Origin of the sequence: Kribbella pittospori (assembly GCF_004331465.1) — a bacterium.
Lineage (GTDB): Bacteria > Actinomycetota > Actinomycetes > Propionibacteriales > Kribbellaceae > Kribbella > Kribbella pittospori.
Map to the genome: position 1 here is coordinate 72,008 of NZ_SJKB01000009.1, position 19,834 is coordinate 91,841.

Here is a 19,834-nt window from a genome sequence, read left to right on the forward strand (position 1 = left end):
GAAATACTTCACCCGCAACTGTTCGCGGTTGACCTCGAGTTGGGTTGAGGTGGTTGTGTCGGGCCATGACTTTTGGCGGACAGCACGTTCTTGTCACTGGGGCCGGGCGTGACACCGGGCGGAGGCTCGCTCTCGCGTTCGCGGCGGGCGGGGCCGAGGTGGTCGCGACCGCTCGGACCAAGGCTGCGGCGGATGAGACTGTCGACCTCATTCGGGCCGCCGGTGGTACGGCGACGTCCGCCGTACTCGATCTCGCCGACCCGGCGTCGATCGATGCCCTTCGCATCGATCGGCTCGACATCCTGGTGAACAGCGGAGCCCGCTACCTGGGTGCACTGGCGAGCCCGGCCGACATCGCCGACACGATCGCCGGGGTGGCGACCGGGACCGTGCTGCTCACCGAGCGGATGCTGCCGCTGCTGCGAGCCTCCGATCGCGCGAACATCGTCAACCTGGTCTCCGCCGCGGGGGAGCCCGGACAGCACCGCTCGGCCGCCCATGCCGCGTACTACGCCGCCAAGCATGCCCAGGCCGGGTACGCCGAGATCCTGTCCGAGCGATTGCGGCCCGAGGGGATCCGAGTGATCTCGCTGTTCCCCCCGGACTTCGTGCAGGACGGACCGCGGGAGGCCGGTGCGACCCTGACCGCGCAGTCCGTGGTCGACTGCGTGATGTTCGCCGTCGGTCAGTCGCGCGACTGCTTCATCCGAGCGTTCTACTTCGAGCAGCTAGCTCCTCAGCTGTGATCAAGTCCGTGTGGGTGCCGCGGGAGCCGCAGGCCCAGGCGCCCGCGATCGATCCGGCGACGGCGGCGTCGTACCAGCTGACGCCGTCGAGCCAGCGGGCCAGGAACGCCGCGACGTAGGCGTCGCCGGCGCCGTTGGTGTCGACCACCGGCCGGTCGGGGAGCTCGATCGCCGGGATGTGCTGCGGCGGCCGGTCGGTGAAATGGAGGTAGCTGCCGTCGGCTCCGGCCATCGCGACCACGAGCCGGGCGCGGCCCTTCGCGAGGATCCAGTCGACCGCATCCAGCGTGAGCGCGCTGGTCGAGACGAAGACGATGTCCGCGGCGGTGGCGAAATCCTTGTGGTAGTCGTTGCGGCCGTCCCAGTCGTGCAGGTCGGTCGAGATCGAGCAGCCCCAGGCGAGCGCGTCGGGCAGCGCCTGCCGGGCGAAGTCCATGATCGACACGTGAACGTGCTCGGCCTGCGCGCAGCTCGTCCGCCAGAGGTCCGGGTCGACCTGCAGCCCGGCCGGGTGGCGTCCGTCGTACAGCGCCAGGCGCCGCCCGTCGGGGGTGACCAGGTTGACCGAACGCCGGGTGCCGCTGGGGTGGAACGCGACGTGCAGTGGCAGCCGGAGGTCGTCGTACAGCTTGCGGATCCGGTAGCCCTCTTCGTCGTCGCCAATCACATCCGCGAGCCCGGTCCGCAGCCCGAGCAGGTGGCAGCCGAGCGCGACGCCGTGACCGGTGTGGCCGACGTACGACTCGACCGGCTCGACGTGAATCGTCTCCACGTCGTCCAGGGGCAACCCGGGCACGCGAACGATCGTGTCGATCCCGACCCCGCCGATCACAAAGACATCCAGCTCCACCTGTCCCGTATACCCGACTTTCGCCCACGATCACAGGTGTCTTTCAGGAGCTGAACACACTCATTGCTTGATCGGCGCGCCCGTCTTCGCCTGGAGTTCGTCGAAGGTCACGCCGTCGGCGAGCTCGACCAGCCGCAGTCCGTCCTCGGTGATGTCCAGTACGGCGAGGTCGGTGATGATCCGGTTGACCACGCCGCGGCCGGTGTAGGGCAGGTCGCACTCCTCGAGGATCTTGTGCGAGCCGTCCTTGGCGACGTGCTCCATCAGCACGATCACCTTCTTGGCTCCGTGCACCAGGTCCATCGCGCCGCCCATGCCCTTGACCATCTTGCCGGGGATCATCCAGTTGGACAGGTCGCCCTTGGCCGAGACCTGCATGGCACCGAGGATGGCCGCGTCGATCGCGCCGCCGCGGATCATCCCGAACGACAGCGACGAGTCGAAGAACGAGGCGCCCGGCAGCGTGGTGACGGTTTCCTTGCCGGCGTTGATCAGATCCGGGTCCTCGTCGCCCTCGACCGGGTACGGGCCGACGCCGAGGATGCCGTTCTCGCTCTGCAGTACGACGGTGACGCCGTCCGGGATGTAATTCGGGACCAGCGTCGGCAGCCCGATGCCGAGGTTCACGTACGAGCCGTCCTCGAGCTCGGAGGCGGCGCGGGCGGCCATCTGCTCACGGGTGAGTGGCATCTCAGGCCTCCAGCTTCTCGCGCGCGGCCTCGTACGCCTCGCGGGGTTGAACGGTCCGCTTCTCGATCCGCTTCTCGGTGTTCTTGCCGACAGCAACCACTCGCTGCACGTAGACACCGGGCAGATGAATGGAGTCGGGGTCCAGCTCACCAGGCTGGACCAGCTCCTCCACCTGCGCGATGGTGACCCGGCCGGCCATCGCGGCCAGCGGGTTGAAGTTGCGCGCGCTGCGGTCGAAGACCAGGTTGCCGTGGGTGTCACCCTTCAGCGCGTGCACCAGCCCGAAGTCGGTGGTGATCGAGTTCTCCAGCACGTACGTCGTACCGTCGATCTCGCGGGTCTCCTTCGGCTCCGAGGCCTTGGCGACCGAGCCGTCGGGGTTGTACTTCTGCGGCAGCCCGCCGTCGGCGACCTGGGTGCCGACGCCGGCCAGCGTGTAGAACGCGGCGATCCCGCAGCCGCCGGCCCGCAGCTTCTCGGCCAGCGTGCCCTGCGGGGTCAGCTCGACCTCGAGCTCACCGGTCAGGAACTGCCGGGCGAACTCCTTGTTCTCCCCGACGTACGACGATGTCATCTTGGCGATCCGCTTGTCCGCGAGCAGGATCCCGAGGCCCCAGTCGTCCACGCCGCAGTTGTTCGAGACCACGCTGAGCCCGCTCACCCCCTTGTCGTGCAGGGCGGTGATCAGCTCCATCGGGTTGCCGCACAGCCCGAAGCCGCCGACCGCGAGGCTCGCGCCGTCGCCGATGTCGTCGACCGCGGCCTGCGGTGAGTCGTACGTCTTGTCCATCAGGCTGCTCCGTTGCATGTCTGAGCTGGGTCGTTCCCGACTCTAACCAGCAGGGCAGGACTCCCGCGATGTGGCCGCGACCACAGATGTGCCGCCGTACCACTCGGACATGTGGTCGGGTGCTATGCGGAGGCCTCGGACGCGTTCAGTACGGCGAGCTCGTGCAGCGCCTCGAAGTGGGCGTCCTCCAGCTCCGGGAACACGAGGACGGCCGACAGGTGCGTACGGGCGGCCGGGAGGTTGCCGCACAGGCGTGCCGTCCGGGCCAGGCCGATGCGGGCCGCAGCGGCAGTCTCGGGGAGGTCAGCACGCTCACTGACGTCCAGGGCCTGGCAGTAGTCGTCCCGCGCGTCCTCCAGCTTGCCGAGCCTCCGATAGAGGTCACCGCGCTGACACAGCAGTACGCCGACCTCCTCGTCCAAGCCGAGCTGCTCCGCCAGAGCCAGAGACTCCGTGGTCAGGTCCAGAGGCTCGTCCACGGTCTGCCGGAGCGCGCCGACCGCCAGGAACATCCCCCAGGCGTCGTCGAGCATCCGGAACCGCCCCAGCGCCGTACGCAGCGCCTGAGCCGCCTCATCCGGTGTCACTGCCGTCAGACCCGGGTACCCGCGGCAGAGCTCGACGGCAGCCCGGGCCCAGGCGTCACCGCCCTCGTTCCGCTCCAGCACGTCCTCGACCAGCTCGGCCGACTCGAACGGTCCGAACACCAGTGACCACAGCAGCACGGTCACGGAGTACCGGAAGGGCCCGGTCGTCGCGGCCACGATCTGCTGCGCCAGCTCCAGTTGCTCCTGCTCGGCCGACGCAGCACCGTGCAGCACAGCCAGCAGGTACTCCTCGTCCAGCCCGACCGGGACAGTGCGTCCGAGCATGCTGAGCACTCGCTCCGCGGCCGCGGCAGCCTCGTCCTGGAGCCCGCGCGACCACCAATAGGCCGAGTACCGGGCGACCAGCCGGAGGGCCGTACGCAGGTCGCTCTCGCAAGCGCGCTCGATCGCGCTGACGACCTGATCCGCCTCAAGGCTGTGCAGGCCGCCTGAGCCCCCTGAGTTCACGTACCTCATTGTCCCCCGGGCGTGGTAACCCCACGTCACCGGGGCAGGTCGTGGCCGGTGATCCCACGCCTACTGCGCGGCACTCGGCACGGCATCTCGCCGCACTGGCCCGAAGGCCACGATGCTCCGCATCGAGACCTCCGCTCCAGCACGCCGAGCTACCGCACCGAGCACCTGCTCGCTACGGCGTGGGATCACCGGCCACGACCTAGAAGCGAAGAACTCCCCAGTGCTTCGGCAGGTGCATGTCCTCGACGTACTGCGGTGACCAGACCCAGAACTCCAGGTCGGTGCCCTTCACGTAGGTCCCGTCGACCACCTCGTGCGGCCACTGGCAGCGCATCAGGTTCATCCGCCACTCGTCGCCCGCGTTCGGCGGCGTGGCGCGGCCGGCGTTGTACGACGCCAGGTCGGCCCACGGTACGGCGAGTTCCACCGACCACCCGGTGTCGGTGTCGGACGGGTCGTTGACCGTGCCGTCGACGTGGATCGCCGTACGTAGGCCGGGCAGGTTGGTCGGGTCCACCGGTACGCCGCCGTCGACGTACGGCTTCGGCAGGGTCAGCTCCCAGATCGTGCCGAGCGGGTTGATCTCGAACTCGTAGTAGTTCTGTCCGTCGCCGTCAGGGTCGAGGAACAGTTCGAAGTTGTTCTCGTGGAAGAGCTTGGTGTTCTTCTCCCGCAGCGTCGACCACACGTGCGGCTCCTCGAGCAGCCCGCCGACGTACAGGTACTCGTCGTCGTACATCAGCTTGGCCCGGGACTGGTAGCGCGGCGCCGGGCCGGATCCGGTGATCGGCACGAAGTCGGTGGTCCACGGCGCGACGTCCCAGGCGGGATCGGTCAGGGTGCCGTCGAGGTTCGGCGCGGCCGGGGTCCGTGGGCAGTCGTAGACGGGCAGGTCAGGCATCAGCACGCTCCAGCAGTCGGGCGACGAGATTGGCGAGCAAGAAGGTGATCGTGGTGAGTGCCGGGACGATGGCCAGGGTCCACGGCGAGGACAGGTTCCCGGACAGGAACGCGATCACGACGATCAGCATGAACGCGACCCCGAGGAACGCGATCAGCCGGGCGTGCGGCAGCGCGAGCCGGCTGAGGGCGAGACCGCCGAGGACGATGGTCACCACCACGATCAGCACCAGCAGCGGGAAACCCAGCGGGCCGCAGTTCGAGGTGTCGCGGAATCGTTCGCAGCCGCGCTCACTCACCCACACGAGGCCGACGGTCGCGAACCCGCACAGCAGCCCGACGACCGCGACGATCAGCAGCGGCGGCAACGGCGGGGCGTCGTCTTCCTGGCTCATTGCGGCAGGCTATCGGGATCAGACAGCGCCCAGGGAGTCGGCGATCGCATCCCGCACCGCGGCATCCGTCGGGGTGGGTACGCCGCGCTCGGCTGCCAGCTCGGCCAGCGAGACCATCGTGACGTCGTGCAGCCCGCAACTCGTGAACGTGTGAAACACGTCCATGGCGGGATCCACGTTGACCGAGAAACCGTGGCTGGTGACGCCCCGGCGGATCCGCATCCCGATCGAGCAGAGCTTGCGATGGTCCTCGGTCCAGACGCCGACCAGGCTGCTCGCGCCCTTCGGCGTCTCCCGCCGTACCAGCGGGAACCCGAGCGAGCCGAGCGCCTCGATCAGCCCGTTCTCGAGCCAGCGCACGATGTCCACCGGCCCACGCTGCTTGAGATCGATCACCAGGTACCCGACCAGTTGCCCAGGCCCGTGGTACGTCGCGAAGCCGCCGCGGTCGACCGCCACCGACGGGATCGCGGCCGCCTCCGCGGGCAGGTCGTCCAGCGAGGTCCGCGGCCCGTAGGTGATCACCGGCGGATGACTGAGCAGGAACAGCCGGTCCTCGGCCTTGCCCTCCACCCGCTCCTCGACCCAGTCGCGCATCTCCTTCGCGGCGACCTCGTAGTCCACTTCGCCCAGATCGATCCGCTGCATGCGGTCCAGCCTAGGCCGGTGACCCGAACAGCCGATCGGGTCCACTTCCGGTCTGGCGCAGGTGAGCGACCGGGTGGATTATCAGAAAGAGACCACATCGCTGCTCGGAGGGGGCGATGACATGTGTGGTCGGCGGGTGATCCGGACCCAAGTCTCAGGAAGACTCCGGCGCAGATTGGTCTATGTGGCCGTGACCGCGCTGGCCCTGCAACTCCTGGTTGCGTGTGGGCAGGAGAGCAGTACGCCCACGCTCAACTGGTATATCAATCCTGACAACGGTGGACAGGCACGGCTGGCCGAGAAGTGCGCGCCGGCGGGCGGCCCGTACAAGGTGGACATCCAGACGCTACCGAACGACGCGTCCCAGCAGCGCGAGCAACTGGTCCGGAGGCTGGCTGCGAAGGACAGCTCGATCGACCTGATGAGTCTGGACCCGCCGTTCGTGGCCGAGTTCGCGAACGCCGGGTTCCTGAAGACGTTCAGCAAGCAGGACGAGGCGACGTTCACCGACGGCGTCCTGGCCGCACCGATCAAGACGGCGTACTGGAACGGCCAGCTGGTCGCGGCGCCGTTCTGGGCGAACACGCAACTGCTGTGGTACCGCAAGTCGGCCGCCGCCGCGGCCGGGGTCGACCCGACCGCCCCGGGCTTCACCTGGGACCAGATGATCAAGGCGGCGGAGGCCGAGAACAAGGTGATCGCCGTCCAGGCCAACCGGTACGAGGGCTACATGGTCTGGGTCAACGCGCTGGTCGTCTCGGCCGGTGGCCAGATCGTCACCAATGTGCAGGCGGGCAAGCACGCGACGCCGTCGATGGCCTCACCGGCCGGTGACGCGGCCGCCGAGGTCGTCGGCAACCTGGCCCGGTCCTCCGCGGCACCGCCGGCGATGTCCACCGCGACCGAGGAAGAGGCTCGCTCGGCCTTCCAGAGCGACCGCGGCGGGTTCATGGTCAACTGGCCGTACGTGTACGGCGCGGCGCAGGGCGACGTGAAGGCCGGCGCGACCACGCAGGCCGTGGTCGACGACATCGGCTGGGCACGGTACCCGCGGGTCGTCGAGGGGATGCCGAGCAAGCCGCCGCTCGGTGGGATCAACCTGGCCATCGGCGCGTACACCAAGTACCCCGACCAGGCGCTGGCCCTGGTCAAGTGCCTCACCTCGCTGCAGAGCAGCATCCAGTACATGGTCGACGCGGGGAACCCGGCCGCGAAGGCAGCGGCGTACGACGATCCCCAGGTGCGCAAGGCGTTCCCGATGGCACCGCTGATCCGGGATTCGATCAACGACGCGGGTCCGCGGCCGATCACGCCGTACTACAACGACGTCTCCACGTCGGTGCAGATCACCTGGCACCCGGGGACCGACGTCCGTGCTCCGGCGACACCGGAGGACACCGACAAGTTCATGAGTGAGGTCCTGAGCGGAGATCGGCTGCTCTGAGCCGACCCGAATCGTCCTAGGGAGGGAACGATGGCCGTCAACGAGGAACAGGGCACGGCGACGCTCCCGGCCACGACGCCGTCGGCCGCACCGGTTCCGGCGCGGATGTCGGACCGCACGCGGCACGAACGACGGCTCGGGCTGTGGCTGTCCGCGCCCGCCTTCGTCGTGATGATCGTGGTGACCGCCTACCCGCTGGTGTACGCGGTCGTCCTGTCGCTGTACAGCTACCGGCTGACCGACCCGGCGGGGCGCTCCTTCGTCGGCCTGTCGAACTACGGAACCGTGCTGACCGACCCGGTCTGGTGGAGCGACTTCCTGACCACCTTCATCATCACGGCGGTCAGCGTCGGGGTCGAACTCGTCCTCGGCTTCGCGTTCGCGTTCGTGATGTACCGGATCCTGCGCGGCCGCTCGCTGGTGCGCACCGGGATCCTGCTCCCGTACGGGATCATCACCGTGGTCTCGGCGTACATCTGGCGGTACGCGTTCCAGCTGGACTCGGGCTTCATCAACCAGTGGTTCGGCCTCGGCGACTACAACTGGTTCGGCCAGCGCTGGTCCTCGTTGTTCGTCATCATCTTCTCCGAGATCTGGAAGACGACGCCGTTCATCTCGCTGCTGCTGCTCGCCGGCCTGGTCCAGGTGCCGTGGGACCTGCAGGAGGCGGCGTCCGTCGACGGCGCCACCGCCCGGCAGCGGCTGATGCGCGTGACGCTGCCGAACATGAAGGCGGCCATCATGGTGGCACTGCTCTTCCGCACCCTGGACGCCTGGCGCATCTTCGACAACCCGTTCATCATGACGGCCGGCGCGAACAAGACCGAGACGTTATCCTTCCTGGCCTACCGGCAGAACGTGACGCTGCTGAACCTCGGCGTCGGGTCGGCCATCTCGGTGCTGCTGTTCTTCAGCGTGGTGATCATCGCGTTCCTGTTCGTCAAGGGCTTCAAGACCGACCTCTCGCAGGTGAGGGGTGACAAGTGATGAAGCGGAACGCGAAGTACTGGTGGACCGGCTGGGGCCTGCTCATCCTGGTCTGGGCACTGTTCCCGATGTTGTGGATGGTGTCGTTGTCGTTCAAGGACCCGGCCACGTTCCGCAGCGCGAAGCCGACGTTCTTCCCCGAGAAGTGGGTGTGGACGAACTACGACACCGTGTTCAGCGACAGCCTCTTCACCAGCGCGTTGCGCAACTCGGTGGGCGTCGCCTTCATCGCGACCCTGCTGTCGGTGATCGTCGCGATGTTCGCCGCGTACGCGATCGCCCGGCTGGAGTTCCCGGGTAAGAAACTCCTGCTGTCGATGGCACTGGCGATCGCCATGTTCCCACAGGCCGCGCTGGTCGGGCCGCTGTTCAACATGTGGCGCAACCTCGGCATCTACGACACCTGGGCCGGCCTGATCATCCCCTACCTCACCTTCGCCCTGCCGCTGTCGATCTGGACCATGTCGGCGTTCTTCCGGCAGATCCCGTGGGAGATGGAGCAGGCCGCGCAGGTGGACGGCGCGACCGCCTGGCAGGCGTTCCGTAAGGTCATCGTGCCGCTGGCCGCACCCGGCGTGTTCACGACCACGATCCTGACGTTCTTCTTCTGCTGGAACGAATTCCTGCTCGCGATCTCGCTCACCTCGACCGACCGGGCCCGGACCGTCCCGGCGGCGTTGTCGTTCTTCACCGGCGCCTCGCAGTTCCAGTCGCCGGTCACCGCGATCATGGCGGCCTCGGTGGTCGTCACCATCCCCGTCGTCATCCTGGTGCTGCTCTTCCAGCGCCGGATCGTCGCCGGTCTGACCGCGGGCGCCGTCAAGGGCTGATCGCCCGCTCAGGAAGGAGATGTCCGACTGTGGCAACCATCAGTATGAAGAACATCGTCAAGCGGTATCCGGACGGATTCCTGGCTGTCGACGACATCAGCATCGAGGTGGCCGACGGGGAGTTCATCATCCTGGTCGGGCCGTCCGGCTGCGGCAAGTCGACCCTGCTGCGGATGATCGTCGGCCTGGAGGACATCACCGAAGGCGACATGCTCATCAACGGCGAACGGGTCAACGAGAAGGCGCCCCGGGACCGGAACCTGGCGATGGTGTTCCAGAACTACGCGCTCTACCCGCACCTGAACGTGTTCGAGAACATCGCGTTCCCGCTGCGACTGAAGAACATGCCGGACGCCGACGTGACCCAACGGGTCGAAGAGGCCGCCGACGTGCTCGAGCTGACCGAGCACCTGAAGCGCAAGCCGGCCAACCTGTCCGGCGGCCAGCGGCAGCGGGTCGCGATGGGCCGGGCGATCGTCCGCAAGGCCGACGCGTTCCTGTTCGACGAGCCGCTGTCCAACCTGGACGCCAAGCTGCGCGGCCAGATGCGGACCGAGATCTCCCGGATGCAGCGCCGGCTCGGAACCACGACCGTGTACGTCACCCACGATCAGACCGAGGCGATGACACTGGGGGACCGGATCGCCGTCCTGCGCAAGGGCGTCCTGCAGCAGATCGGGACTCCGCACCAGCTGTACGACACCCCCGCGAACCTGTTCGTCGCTGGGTTCATCGGGTCGCCGCCGATGAACTTCATCCCGGGCCGGGTGAAAGACGGCGCGATCGAGACCCCGTTCGGCGACATAGGCGTCACCGACCGGCTCGCAGGGACTGACGGACATGATCTGGTCATCGTCGGCGTTCGCCCGCAGGACTTCGAGGACGCCGCCGGCGTGGACGCTTCGGCCCGGGCCGGCGGGGAGACGTTCACAGCCAACGTGGACGTGACCGAGTGGCTCGGCAACGAGCTCTATGCCTACATCCCCTACGACGCTCCGAAGGATGTCACCCTGCAGTTGAAGGAGCTCCAGCGCGAGCTGGACAGCGAGCAGATGCGCACCCAACTGGTCGTCGTCCTGGGTGCCCAGAGCAAGGTCACCGACGGCACCGTGACGGACCTGTGGTTCGACAACGCACGGATTCACGTCTTCGACCCAGCCACCGGGGACAACCTGACCCGGTACGCCGCCGAGCCGGAGCCGGAGTTGGTCGAGTCGAGTTCGCCCTCGAGCGACCGGGCCGCCGGTCCGGACCCGCGAGCCACGGCCCAGCAGGTGGAGGAATAGGCGAACAGGCACCGCTGCAGGTCTTTCAGCGTACGTTTCGACGTATGCGATTCGACCGCTACACCGTGACCCTGCTGACGTTGCGACCGGACGCGCCGGTGATGACGGACGACGAGGCGGCTGCGCTGCAGGACCGGCACCTCGCGCACGGCGCCGACCTGCAGGAGCGCGGGCTGATCCTCGCCCGCGGGCCGCTCACCGACCAGGACGACGAGCGCTACCGCGGCTTCTCGATCTGGTCGGTGGACGCTGCGACCGCCCGCGCGCAGGTGGAAGCCGATCCCGCAGTACTGGCCGGGCGGCTCGCGGTCGACGTCATGACCTGGATGATGCCCGCCGGCAACCTGCAGTTCGTCAAGGTGCGGCCGCCCCGGTCGATCGCCGAGGCCGCGGAGGACTGACAACGAAAAGAGTGCCCCTCAAAACGCGAAGAGGCCCCTCACTGAGGGACCTCTTCCACGTGGTCGGGCTGACAGGATTTGAACCTGCGACCTCTTCGTCCCGAACGAAGCGCGCTACCAAGCTGCGCCACAGCCCGAAGTCGCCGTTAGCTTACATGCGCCGACCCTGCGGACGAAATCGGGTTTATCCGCGGCACCAGGGTCAGCAGTGTCGCCTCCGGCCGGCACGCGAATCGGATCGGCGCGTACGGCGACGTACCCAGGCCGGCGGACACGTGCAGGGCCGCCTGACGGCCGCCCGCGCCCCATGTGGACAGGCCCTTCACCCGAGACGTGTCCAGATCGCAGTTGGTCACGAGAGCGCCGTACAGCGGCACTGCCAGCTGTCCGCCGTGGGTGTGGCCGGCCAGCACCAGCGGATAGCCGTCGCTGACGAACCCGTTCAGCACACGCTGGTACGGCGCGTGCGTGACGCCGATCGACAGGTCGGCCGTTGGATCCACCTCGCCCGCGACCTCGTCGTACCGGTCGCGCTTGATGTGCGGGTCGTCGGTGCCGGCGAAGTCCAGCCGCAGGCCGTTGACCTTGAGCGTCGCCTTCGCGTTGTTCAGGTCGGTCCAGCCGGCGCCGGTGAACGCACGCCTCATCTCCTCGTACGGGAGGTCCGGGCCGTGCGGCTTGTGCCGCTGCTTGTTCGCGGGCAGCAGGTACTTCCCCGGGTTCTTGAAGTGCGGCTTCCAGTAGTCGTTGGAGCCGAACACGAACACCCCAGGTACGTCGAGCAGGTCGCCGTACGCCCGGATCAGCGGCCGCACCGAGGCCTCGTGGGAGATGTTGTCGCCGGTGTTCACGATCAGGTCGGGCTCGAGCGTGGCGAGGTCGTTGACCCAGTTGATCTTGCGCTCCTGGGCCGGCATCAGATGCAGGTCGGACAGGTGCAGCACCTTCAGCGGCTCAGAGCCCTCGGGCAGCACCGGGACCGTCACTCTGCGCAGTGTGAACCAGCGCACCTCGACGGCGGCCGCGTACGCGACGCAGGCCGCTCCCACGGCGCCGACGACCGCCGTGGTCTTGAGGGTGGTGGTGGCAAGCCCGCGCAAACTCATTCCACCAGCCTGCCACAATGCTGGTCATGTCCAACTCCGGAATGAAGCAGCGCCTGCACGACGACATGACCGCCGCCCTGAAGGCGCGCGACGAGATCCGCAAGTCGACCCTGCGGATGGCGCTCACGGCAGTCACCAAGGCGGAGGTGGCCGGCAAGGAGGCCCGCGAGCTGTCCGACGCCGAGGTCGTCGACGTCCTGAGCTCGGAGGCGAAGAAGCGCCGCGAGTCGGTGGTCGCGTACCGCGACGCCGGTCGGGACGAGCTCGCCGACAAGGAACAGGCCGAGGCGGACATCCTGGCCGAGTACCTGCCGGAGCAGCTCAGCCAGGAAGAGATCGTTGCCCTGGTCACCGAGGCCGTCGCCGCCACCGGCGCCGCCGAGCTCGGCCCGCGCGGCATCGGCAAGGTGATGGGTGCCCTGCAGCCCAAGGTCAAGGGCAAGGCCGACGGCGCCGTCGTCTCCGCCGAGGTGAAGCGCCAGCTCGGCGCCTGAGGGCTTATCCCGGGCCGTGGCCTCCGCCACCGCACTTCGGGTACTTCGGGTTCCACGGCGGGCAGTTGGGGTCGATCGTGATCGGTCCGCCGGGGGGCTTGGTCGTGTTCTGCGGCGGCTTCGGAGAGTTCTGGGGCTCGTTCTTCTTGCTGCCGTTGGAGACGAAGATCGTCACCTTCGAGCCCTCCGGCGCACCGTCGCGCTGCCGCGGGCTGGTGTAGGCGACCGTGCCCGCGGTCTCCTCGGAGTTGACTGTGCCGGACGCGATCTCCACGTCGAAGCCGGCCTGACGCAGCTTGTTGGCGGCGTCGTCCGGGTTCATCCCGTTGACGAAGGGCAGGTCCTTCACGTCGCCGCGCATGGTCTTGTCGGACGGCTTGGTGAAGTGGGTGGTCGGGAGGCCCTGGAGCGCGCCCTGCAGAGCGGTCTCCCACAGCGGACCCGCGGTCCCGGAGCCAGAGGCCTCGCCGATGTCGTGGCCGTCCAGCGTCTGGCCGACGAGCCGCTTGTACGGCGGCGACGCGTCGGCCACGACCGCGGCGGAGGCGAGCTTGGACGAGTAACCGGCGTACCAGACCGCCTTGGCGTCCTGGATCGTTCCGGTCTTGCCGGCCAGATCGCTGTTGCCGAACTTCAGGTGCTGGCCTGTACCGCCCGGCTCCATCACCATGTGCAGGACCTCGTTGACGCCGTCGGCGACCTCCGGGGCCAGCACCTGCTTGCAGTCCGCGCCGGGCGTACTCATCGCCTTGCCGGCCGCGTCCTTCACCGAGGTGACCAGCCACGGCTTGCAGTACATGCCCCGCGCCGCGAAGGCGGCGTACGCGTTCGACAGCTGTAGCGGGGTCACGTAGCCGACGCCAAGCGTCATCGACGGGTACTGGCCGAGCGGGTCGCCCGACTGGGCGTCGTACATACCGAGCTTCGACGCGATCGTTGCGATCGGGCACAGTCCGACCTGCTGCGACAGCTGCAGGAAGTAGGTGTTGGTCGACCTCTGCGCCGCCTGGATCATGGTCGGATCGGCCACGTTCGTGGTCGAGTTGCCCGGGGTGTACCCCTTCTCGGCGGTGACGTGCCCGGTGCAGGTGGTCCACTTCTTGCCGCCCAGCGGGAGGCTGTTCGGCGAGTTGATCTTGTAGGTGAGCGGGAAGCCCTTCTGGATCGCGGCCGCGATCGTGAAGGCCTTCATCGTCGAACCGTTCTGGAAGCCGCCGTACCCACCGGCGTAGGACTTCTCGACGTTGTAGTTGTACGACGTCTGGCCCTTCTTGCTGCCGTACGGCTTGCTCTGCACCATCGCCTTCACCAGCCCGGTGCCGGGCTCGACGATGGTGATCGCGGCGATCGCCTGGTCACCCTTCTTGGTGTGCTGGTCGATCGACTTCTGCGCGGCCTTCTGCATCTTCGGGTCCAGGGAGGTGCGGATGGTGAGACCGGCGGTCTTCAGGTAGTTGGCGGCGCTGGTCCGGTCCTTGCCGAAGGCCTTGTTGTCCTCGAGCTGGGAGACGATGTACTCGCAGTAGAACGGGTACGGACCGTTCGCGCAGCCGAGCTTGTTCGGCCGGACCTTGGCCGGGTTGATCACCGGGGTCCTCAGCGCCGCGTTCGCCTGGGCGAGCGAGATCACCTTCAGCTCGAGCATCCGGCGGATGACGACGTCGCGGCGGTCCTTGGCCCGCTTCATGTTGTTCGTCGGGTCGTAGCCCGTCGGGTTCTTCACCAGGCCGGCCAGCAGCGCGGCCTGCGGCAGCGTCAGCTGGGAGGCGTGCACGGAGAAGTAGTGCAGCGAGGCCGCCTCGATGCCCCAGGCACCATCACCGAAGTTCGCGAGGTTGAGGTACTTCTCCAGGATCTCGTTCTTCGAGTACTGCTTCTCGACCGCGATCGCGTAGCGCAGTTCGGCGACCTTGCGCTGGTAGGTGTCGGCGGTGGCGGCCGCGACCTCCTCGGGCGTGTTCGCCTTCTCGACCAGGCTGATCTTCACGTACTGCTGGGTGATGCTGGAACCGCCCTGCTGGACCGTGCCCTCGGAGTGGTTCTGCAGCAGAGCGCGCAGCGTGCCCTTGGCATCCAGCGCGCCGTGCTCGTAGAACCGGTCGTCCTCGATCGCGACGATCGCCTTCTGCATGATCGGCGCGACCTTGTTGAGCGAGATCGGCACCCGGTTCTGCTCGGCCAGCGTGGCGATCAGCGAACCGTCGGCGGCCAGGATGGTGCTCTTCTGCTTGAGCGGGACCTCGTCGAACTGCTGCGGCAGGTCCTGCAGGGTCTGTGTGGTCTTCTCGGTGGTGAACCCGGCCAGGCCGGCGAACGGGATGGCAAGACCGGCGGCCAAGGCCCCCGACAGCACGCTCACCCCGAGGAACAGAACCACAGATTGGACGACTCCCCGGTCGCCCTTTTCCCTGACGCGCATGGTTATAGAGACTACGGGATCGCCTGGTTGGGTTACCGGGGTGAATGTGAGTTCAATCACGCCGCGCGGGGCGTGTCGGAAAGGTTTCATCCGAAAGGAGGAGGGCCCGAGCGAAGTGCTCGGGCCCTCCGGTCGTACGCCGGTCAGGCGGCGTACTGGTGTGCGTTCACCTGGGCCGGTTCGAGGGCCAGGTCGAGCACCTCGCGGACGTCGCTGACCGGGTGGACGGTCAGCTCCGCGAGCACGGACTCCGGTACGTCTTCCAGGTCCGGCTCGTTCCGCTTCGGGATCAGGATCGTGGTCAGCCCGGCCCGGTGTGCGGCGAGCAGCTTCTGCTTCACCCCACCGATCGGGAGGACCCGTCCGGTCAGTGACACCTCACCGGTCATCGCGACCTCCGAGCGGACCGGCCGCCCGGACAGCAGCGACGCCAGTGCGGTCGTCATCGTGACACCCGCCGACGGTCCGTCCTTCGGGACGGCACCGGCCGGGACGTGGATGTGGGCGTTCCGCTCGGCCAGATCGCCGACCGGCAGCCCCAGCTCCGCGCCGTGCGAGCGCAGGTACGACAGGGCGATCTGCGCCGACTCCTTCATCACGTCACCGAGTTGTCCGGTCAGCGTGACTCCGGTCGGGCCGGTCTCCTTGTCGGCCAGCGACGCCTCGACGAAGAGCACGTCACCACCCGCACCGGTCACCGCCAGTCCGGTAGCCACACCCGGAAGCGCCGTACGCTCGACCGACTCCGGAGTGAACTTCGGCGAACCCAGGTACTGCTTCAGGTCCCCGGAGCCGATGGTCAGGTTGCCGACGTCTTCGCCCAGGGCGAGCTTGGCCGTCACCTTGCGCAGGACCCGCGAGATTCCCCGCTCCAGCTGGCGTACGCCGGCCTCGCGTGTGTACTCACCGGCCAGCAGTCGCAGCGCCGAGTCCTCGATGGTCACCTCGTCCGCCGTCAGGCCCGCCCGCTCCAGCTGACGCGGGAGCAGGTGGTCACGGGCGATGACGACCTTCTCGTCCTCGGTGTACCCGTCCAGCTGCACCAGTTCCATCCGGTCCAGCAGCGGCGCCGGGATGGAGTCCAGCACATTCGCCGTGGCCAGGAAGACCACGTCGGACAGGTCCAGCTCGACCTCCAGGTAGTGGTCCCGGAAGGTGTGGTTCTGCGCCGGGTCGAGGACCTCCAGCAGAGCGGCCGTCGGGTCACCCCGGTAGTCCGCACCCACCTTGTCGATCTCGTCCAGCAGCACCACCGGGTTCATCGACCCGGCTTCGGTGATGGCCCGGACGATCCGGCCCGGCAGCGCACCGACGTACGTCCGCCGGTGACCGCGGATCTCGGCCTCGTCCCGCACGCCGCCCAGGGCGACCCGGACGAACTTGCGGCCCATCGCCCGCGCCACGGACTCACCCAGCGAGGTCTTACCCACACCAGGCGGACCGACCAGGGCCAGTACGGCGCCACTGCGGCGTCCACCGACCACGCCGAGGCCACGGTCCGCGCGGCGGCGCCGTACGGCCAGGTACTCGGTGATGCGCTCCTTGACGTCGTCCAGACCGGAGTGGTCCGCGTCCAGCACGGCCCGCGCGTCGCGGATGTCGTAGCTGTCCTCGGTCCGCTCGTTCCACGGCAGCTCGAGAACGGTGTCCAGCCAGGTCCGGATCCAGCCGACCTCGGGGGACTGCTCTGCGGTCCGCTCCAGCTTGTCGACCTCGGCGAGCGCGGCCTTGCGGACGTGCTCTGGCAGGTCGGCAGCCTCGACGCGGGCCCGGTAGTCCTCTTCCTCGGACTCGGCCTTGCCGTCCAGCTCGGCCAGTTCCTTGCGGATCGCGGCCATCTGCTGGCGCAGCAGGAACTCCCGCTGCTGCTTCTCCATACCCTCCTGGACGTCCTTCTGGATCGTCTCGGAGACCTCGAGCTCGGCCAGGTGGTCCTTCACCCAGCCGATCAGCTTCTCCAGCCGCTCGGAGACGTTCGCGTTCTCCACCAGCCAGGACTTCTGCTCGTTGGTCAGGTACGACGCGTAGCCGGCCAGGTCGGACAGCTCCGCCGGGTCGTTCACCTGCTTCACGGAGTCGATGACCTGGTAGGCGCCGCGACGCTGCAGCACCGAGGTCATCAGGGTCTTGTACTCGCGGGCGAGCTCGGCCGACCTGGAGTCGGTGATCTCGTGCAGCTCGGTTGCGCCGACCCACAGCGCGGCACCCGGACCGGTGGTCCCGGCGCCGATCAGGACCCGCGAGGTCCCACGGATCACGGCCGCCTGGGCACCGCCCGGCAGCCGGCCGATCTGCTCGATCTCACCGAGCGTCCCGGCCTTGGCATATTTCCCGTCCAGCCGCGGTACCAGCAACACCTGGTCCTGGCCAGAGGCCTGCGCGGCGTCGATCGCCGCCCGTGCCTCCGGGTCGGCCAGTCGGACCGGCACGACCATTCCCGGCAGGACCACGACGTCGTCCAGCGGCAGAACAGGAAGATTCAACGTATCGGTCACGCTGTCACACCCTTACGAAAGATTGAGTCTGACAGGCTCAACCATGGCCCTCACCTGGTCATTCCCGCCGCTTCCGGCGTTCGCTGACAGTGAAAACCGGCGTACCGGGTGTAGCGCCCCGGTCTCAGGCGGTGAGCAGGTCGCCGATCAGGCGCAGGCCGGTGAGGTCGTGGACGTCGTCGGCGAGGGCCGGAACCTCCACCGTCGGGATAGCGCGGTGGCCGCGGCGGAATCGGTCGGCCCGCTTGTGGTCCCCGACGACCTGCTGCATCTTGTCGGCGTGCAACCGCAGTACGGCGGCGGTCAGCGGCGACTTGTCCGCCTCCTCCAGCCGCTCTGCCGCGCCCAGTGACCGCTCGGCCGACAGATCCGGCACATGGGTGTTGGTCACGCGGTTCAGTACGACGCCGGCGAGCGGCATGCTCTCCTCGCGCAACCGCTCCGTGAAGTACGACGCCTCCCGCAGCGCGTCGTTCTGCGGAGCCGCAACCACCAGGAACGCCGTGTGCGGCTCACGCAGCAGCGCCACCGTCCGCTCGGCCCGCTGCCGGAAGCCGCCGAACAGTGTGTCGAACGCCGCAACGAACGTCTGTACGTCGGTCAGCACCTGCGCACCGAGCACCTTGTTCAGCACCGACATGGCCATGTTCACCCCGGCCGACATCAGCCGGAACGGTCCGCGTGCAGGTGCCAGCAGCAACCGCAGGAACCGTCCCTCCAGCAGCGAAGCCAACCGCTCCGGTGCGTCCAGGAAATCCAGCGCCGATCGCGACGGCGGGGTGTCGACGACGATCAGGTCCCAGTCGCCGGACTGCTCCGCCTGCTTGTGCAACTGGCCGAGCTTCTCCATCGCCATGTACTCCTGCGTCCCCGCGAACGACGACGACAGCGCGACGTAGAAGGGATTCGCCAGGATCTGCTCGGCCTTCTCCGGTGTCGCGTGGGCGAGCACGACCTCGTCGAAGGTCCGCTTCATGTCCAGCATCATCGCGTCCAGCCGGCCGCCGTTCGCCGGGTGGACGCCGGCCACCCCGCGCGGGGTGTTGTCCAGCTCGGTCAGCCCGAGCGACTGCGCCAGCCGCCGGGCCGGGTCGATCGTCAGTACGACGACCTTCCGCCCGCGTTCGGCGGCCCGCAGCCCGAGCGCCGCGGCCGTGGTCGTCTTGCCGACCCCACCGGAGCCACAGGTGACCACGATGCGCGTCCCCGGGTCGTCGATCAGTGCATCCAGATCCAGCTCAGTCATCCGCGTCCTCGCTTCGCTGCGGGCGCGGATGACGGCTTCGTGCTGTGCCTAATGATGAACTCGCTCCGCTCCTTCATCGGCGAAACTCCTCGGCCAGGTCGATCAGGGTGCCGTGGTCGATTCCCTCCGGCTGCAGTTCCAGCTCGGTCACGTGCTTGCCGAGGGCATCGATCCGGTCGCGATTCTCGCGTTCCAGGCCGATTCGGACGGCGTGGTCGTGTGCCTCCGCGACCAGGGTGTCGACCAGCTGCTTACTGACGGCAACACCGGCGGCACGCAGTCCCCGGGAGATCTCGGCCGCGGGCAGTTTCTCCTTCACCGCAAGGGCGATCGCCTCGTCGTCGAGTGGGCTGTTGCGGACCATGTTCACGACGATCGAACCGATCCGCAGGTCCAGCTCCTCCAGGTGCTCGACTGCGTCCAGCGTCTCCTGGACCGGCATCTCCTCCAGCAGCGTGACCAGGTGGATCCGGGTCACGTCCGAGCGCAGCATGCCCATGATCGCGTCGGCCTGGTTGCGGATCGGCCCGACCTTGGCCAGATCGGCGACCTCGTGGTTCACGTTCAGGAACCGGGCGATCCGCCCGGTCGGCGGTGCGTCCAGTACGACGGCGTCGTACGCGAGGCGCCCGTGCGACTTGCGCCGGGTCGCCTCGTAGACCTTGCCGGTCAGCAGTACGTCGCGCAGGCCAGGGGCGATCGTGGTGACGAAGTCGATCGCGCCCACCTTGTCGAGCGCCTTCCCGGCCCGGCCCAGGTGGTAGTACATGTCGAGGTACTCCAGCAGCGCGGCCTCGGCGTCGACGGCCAGCGCGAACACCTCGCCGCCGCCCGGACCTTGCGCGATCCGGGTCTCGACGTACGGCAGTGGCGGGATGTCGAAGAGCTGGGCAAGCCCTTGCCTGCCTTCCACCTCGACCAGCAGGATCCGCTTGCCCTGCTCGGCCAGCGCGAGTGCCATGGCAGCCGCAACGGTCGTCTTCCCGGTGCCGCCCTTGCCGGTCACCACGTGCAGCCTCGCCATGGTCTCCAGGGTAGGACGT

The 19,834-nt window shown here is 68.1% G+C and carries 19 protein-coding genes and 1 tRNA gene; 7 read left to right on the forward strand and 13 right to left on the reverse strand.

Features of this window, described 5'->3' with window-relative positions:
- The first annotated feature begins 65 nt into the window (after positions 1-65).
- Positions 66-746: an SDR family NAD(P)-dependent oxidoreductase gene (locus tag E0H73_RS27130; protein ID WP_131361414.1), complete on the forward strand. Its 681-nt coding sequence runs from the start codon at positions 66-68 to the stop codon at positions 744-746.
- On the opposite strand, the gene E0H73_RS27135 is transcribed toward E0H73_RS27130, so the two are convergent.
- The 7 genes from E0H73_RS27135 to lipB all read right to left on the reverse strand — a co-directional run bounded on the left by E0H73_RS27135 (position 703) and on the right by lipB (position 6,083).
- Entirely contained in the window at positions 703-1,596 is an 894-nt protein-coding gene (locus E0H73_RS27135) for a carbohydrate kinase family protein (RefSeq protein ID WP_131361415.1), read from the reverse strand. The two genes, E0H73_RS27130 and E0H73_RS27135, sit on opposite strands and share 44 nt — an antisense overlap.
- A gap of 60 nt (positions 1,597-1,656) precedes the next feature.
- Positions 1,657-2,286, reverse strand: a complete 630-nt coding sequence (locus E0H73_RS27140; protein ID WP_131361416.1) for a CoA transferase subunit B — start codon at positions 2,284-2,286, stop codon at positions 1,657-1,659.
- A 1-nt stretch (position 2,287) separates the two neighbouring features.
- Positions 2,288-3,076: a CoA transferase subunit A gene (locus E0H73_RS27145; protein WP_131361417.1), complete on the reverse strand. Its 789-nt coding sequence runs from the start codon at positions 3,074-3,076 to the stop codon at positions 2,288-2,290.
- Between the two features lie 122 nt (positions 3,077-3,198).
- On the reverse strand, positions 3,199-4,131 hold the full coding sequence (locus E0H73_RS27150; RefSeq protein WP_131361418.1) for a tetratricopeptide repeat protein: 933 nt from the start codon (positions 4,129-4,131) through the stop codon (positions 3,199-3,201).
- A 208-nt stretch (positions 4,132-4,339) separates the two neighbouring features.
- Entirely contained in the window at positions 4,340-5,041 is a 702-nt protein-coding gene (locus E0H73_RS27155) for a carbohydrate-binding family 9-like protein (protein ID WP_131361419.1), read from the reverse strand.
- Entirely contained in the window at positions 5,034-5,435 is a 402-nt protein-coding gene (locus E0H73_RS27160) for a hypothetical protein (RefSeq protein ID WP_202867583.1), read from the reverse strand. The genes E0H73_RS27155 and E0H73_RS27160 overlap by 8 nt, the downstream gene beginning before the upstream one ends.
- A gap of 18 nt (positions 5,436-5,453) precedes the next feature.
- A complete protein-coding gene (gene lipB / locus E0H73_RS27165) occupies positions 5,454-6,083 on the reverse strand; it encodes a lipoyl(octanoyl) transferase LipB (RefSeq protein WP_238164286.1) in 630 nt (209 codons plus the stop codon).
- Between the two features lie 184 nt (positions 6,084-6,267).
- Between lipB and E0H73_RS27170 the strand changes: the two genes are divergently transcribed.
- The 5 genes from E0H73_RS27170 to E0H73_RS27190 are packed head-to-tail and all read left to right on the forward strand — an operon-like array spanning position 6,268 to position 11,031.
- On the forward strand, positions 6,268-7,527 hold the full coding sequence (locus tag E0H73_RS27170; RefSeq protein ID WP_202867584.1) for an extracellular solute-binding protein: 1,260 nt from the start codon (positions 6,268-6,270) through the stop codon (positions 7,525-7,527).
- Between the two features lie 30 nt (positions 7,528-7,557).
- The gene (locus tag E0H73_RS27175; protein ID WP_202867585.1) at positions 7,558-8,514 is read left to right on the forward strand and encodes a carbohydrate ABC transporter permease; all 957 of its coding nucleotides are present in this window, start codon (positions 7,558-7,560) and stop codon (positions 8,512-8,514) included.
- Positions 8,514-9,344: a carbohydrate ABC transporter permease gene (locus tag E0H73_RS27180; protein WP_131361421.1), complete on the forward strand. Its 831-nt coding sequence runs from the start codon at positions 8,514-8,516 to the stop codon at positions 9,342-9,344. The genes E0H73_RS27175 and E0H73_RS27180 overlap by 1 nt, the downstream gene beginning before the upstream one ends.
- 29 nt (positions 9,345-9,373) lie before the next feature.
- Positions 9,374-10,630, forward strand: a complete 1,257-nt coding sequence (locus E0H73_RS27185; RefSeq protein WP_131361422.1) for an ABC transporter ATP-binding protein — start codon at positions 9,374-9,376, stop codon at positions 10,628-10,630.
- Between the two features lie 44 nt (positions 10,631-10,674).
- Positions 10,675-11,031, forward strand: a complete 357-nt coding sequence (locus E0H73_RS27190; protein WP_131361423.1) for a YciI family protein — start codon at positions 10,675-10,677, stop codon at positions 11,029-11,031.
- 60 nt (positions 11,032-11,091) lie between these two features.
- Here the strand turns inward: E0H73_RS27190 and E0H73_RS27195 are convergent.
- Positions 11,092-11,168: transfer RNA gene (locus E0H73_RS27195), tRNA-Pro, on the reverse strand.
- A gap of 9 nt (positions 11,169-11,177) precedes the next feature.
- A complete protein-coding gene (locus E0H73_RS27200) occupies positions 11,178-12,137 on the reverse strand; it encodes a metallophosphoesterase (RefSeq protein WP_131361424.1) in 960 nt (319 codons plus the stop codon).
- A gap of 26 nt (positions 12,138-12,163) precedes the next feature.
- Between E0H73_RS27200 and E0H73_RS27205 the strand changes: the two genes are divergently transcribed.
- Positions 12,164-12,631 (forward strand): GatB/YqeY domain-containing protein, encoded by a 468-nt coding sequence (locus E0H73_RS27205; protein WP_131361425.1) that lies wholly within the window; start codon positions 12,164-12,166, stop codon positions 12,629-12,631.
- A 4-nt stretch (positions 12,632-12,635) separates the two neighbouring features.
- On the opposite strand, the gene E0H73_RS27210 is transcribed toward E0H73_RS27205, so the two are convergent.
- The 4 genes from E0H73_RS27210 to bagA form a co-directional block, all read right to left on the reverse strand.
- On the reverse strand, positions 12,636-15,050 hold the full coding sequence (locus E0H73_RS27210; protein ID WP_131361426.1) for a penicillin-binding protein: 2,415 nt from the start codon (positions 15,048-15,050) through the stop codon (positions 12,636-12,638).
- A gap of 143 nt (positions 15,051-15,193) precedes the next feature.
- Entirely contained in the window at positions 15,194-17,545 is a 2,352-nt protein-coding gene (gene lon / locus E0H73_RS27215; RefSeq protein WP_131361427.1) for an endopeptidase La, read from the reverse strand.
- Positions 17,546-17,669: 124 nt separating this feature from the next.
- Positions 17,670-18,791 carry an ArsA family ATPase gene (gene bagB, locus E0H73_RS27220; RefSeq protein WP_131361428.1) on the reverse strand — a complete coding sequence of 374 codons (1,122 nt, stop codon included), beginning with the start codon at positions 18,789-18,791 and terminating at the stop codon, positions 17,670-17,672.
- Between the two features lie 73 nt (positions 18,792-18,864).
- Entirely contained in the window at positions 18,865-19,815 is a 951-nt protein-coding gene (gene bagA / locus E0H73_RS27225; RefSeq protein WP_131361429.1) for an ATPase BagA, read from the reverse strand.
- Between the last annotated feature and the right edge of the window lie 19 nt (positions 19,816-19,834).

Bases quoted from the DNA above. Each gene is read 5' to 3' on its own strand.
- E0H73_RS27130 (WP_131361414.1), top strand. From the start codon at position 66: ATGACTTTTGGCGGACAGCACGTTCTTGTCACTGGGGCCGGGCGTGAC.
- E0H73_RS27140 (WP_131361416.1), bottom strand. From the start codon at position 2,286: ATGCCACTCACCCGTGAGCAGATGGCCGCCCGCGCCGCCTCCGAGCTC.
- E0H73_RS27145 (WP_131361417.1), bottom strand. From the start codon at position 3,076: ATGGACAAGACGTACGACTCACCGCAGGCCGCGGTCGACGACATCGGC.
- E0H73_RS27155 (WP_131361419.1), bottom strand. From the start codon at position 5,041: ATGCCTGACCTGCCCGTCTACGACTGCCCACGGACCCCGGCCGCGCCG.
- E0H73_RS27160 (WP_202867583.1), bottom strand. From the start codon at position 5,435: ATGAGCCAGGAAGACGACGCCCCGCCGTTGCCGCCGCTGCTGATCGTC.
- lipB (WP_238164286.1), bottom strand. From the start codon at position 6,083: ATGCAGCGGATCGATCTGGGCGAAGTGGACTACGAGGTCGCCGCGAAG.
- E0H73_RS27175 (WP_202867585.1), top strand. From the start codon at position 7,558: ATGGCCGTCAACGAGGAACAGGGCACGGCGACGCTCCCGGCCACGACG.
- E0H73_RS27180 (WP_131361421.1), top strand. From the start codon at position 8,514: ATGAAGCGGAACGCGAAGTACTGGTGGACCGGCTGGGGCCTGCTCATC.
- E0H73_RS27190 (WP_131361423.1), top strand. From the start codon at position 10,675: ATGCGATTCGACCGCTACACCGTGACCCTGCTGACGTTGCGACCGGAC.
- E0H73_RS27200 (WP_131361424.1), bottom strand. From the start codon at position 12,137: ATGAGTTTGCGCGGGCTTGCCACCACCACCCTCAAGACCACGGCGGTC.
- E0H73_RS27205 (WP_131361425.1), top strand. From the start codon at position 12,164: ATGTCCAACTCCGGAATGAAGCAGCGCCTGCACGACGACATGACCGCC.
- E0H73_RS27210 (WP_131361426.1), bottom strand. From the start codon at position 15,050: ATGCGCGTCAGGGAAAAGGGCGACCGGGGAGTCGTCCAATCTGTGGTT.
- bagB (WP_131361428.1), bottom strand. From the start codon at position 18,791: ATGACTGAGCTGGATCTGGATGCACTGATCGACGACCCGGGGACGCGC.
- bagA (WP_131361429.1), bottom strand. From the start codon at position 19,815: ATGGCGAGGCTGCACGTGGTGACCGGCAAGGGCGGCACCGGGAAGACG.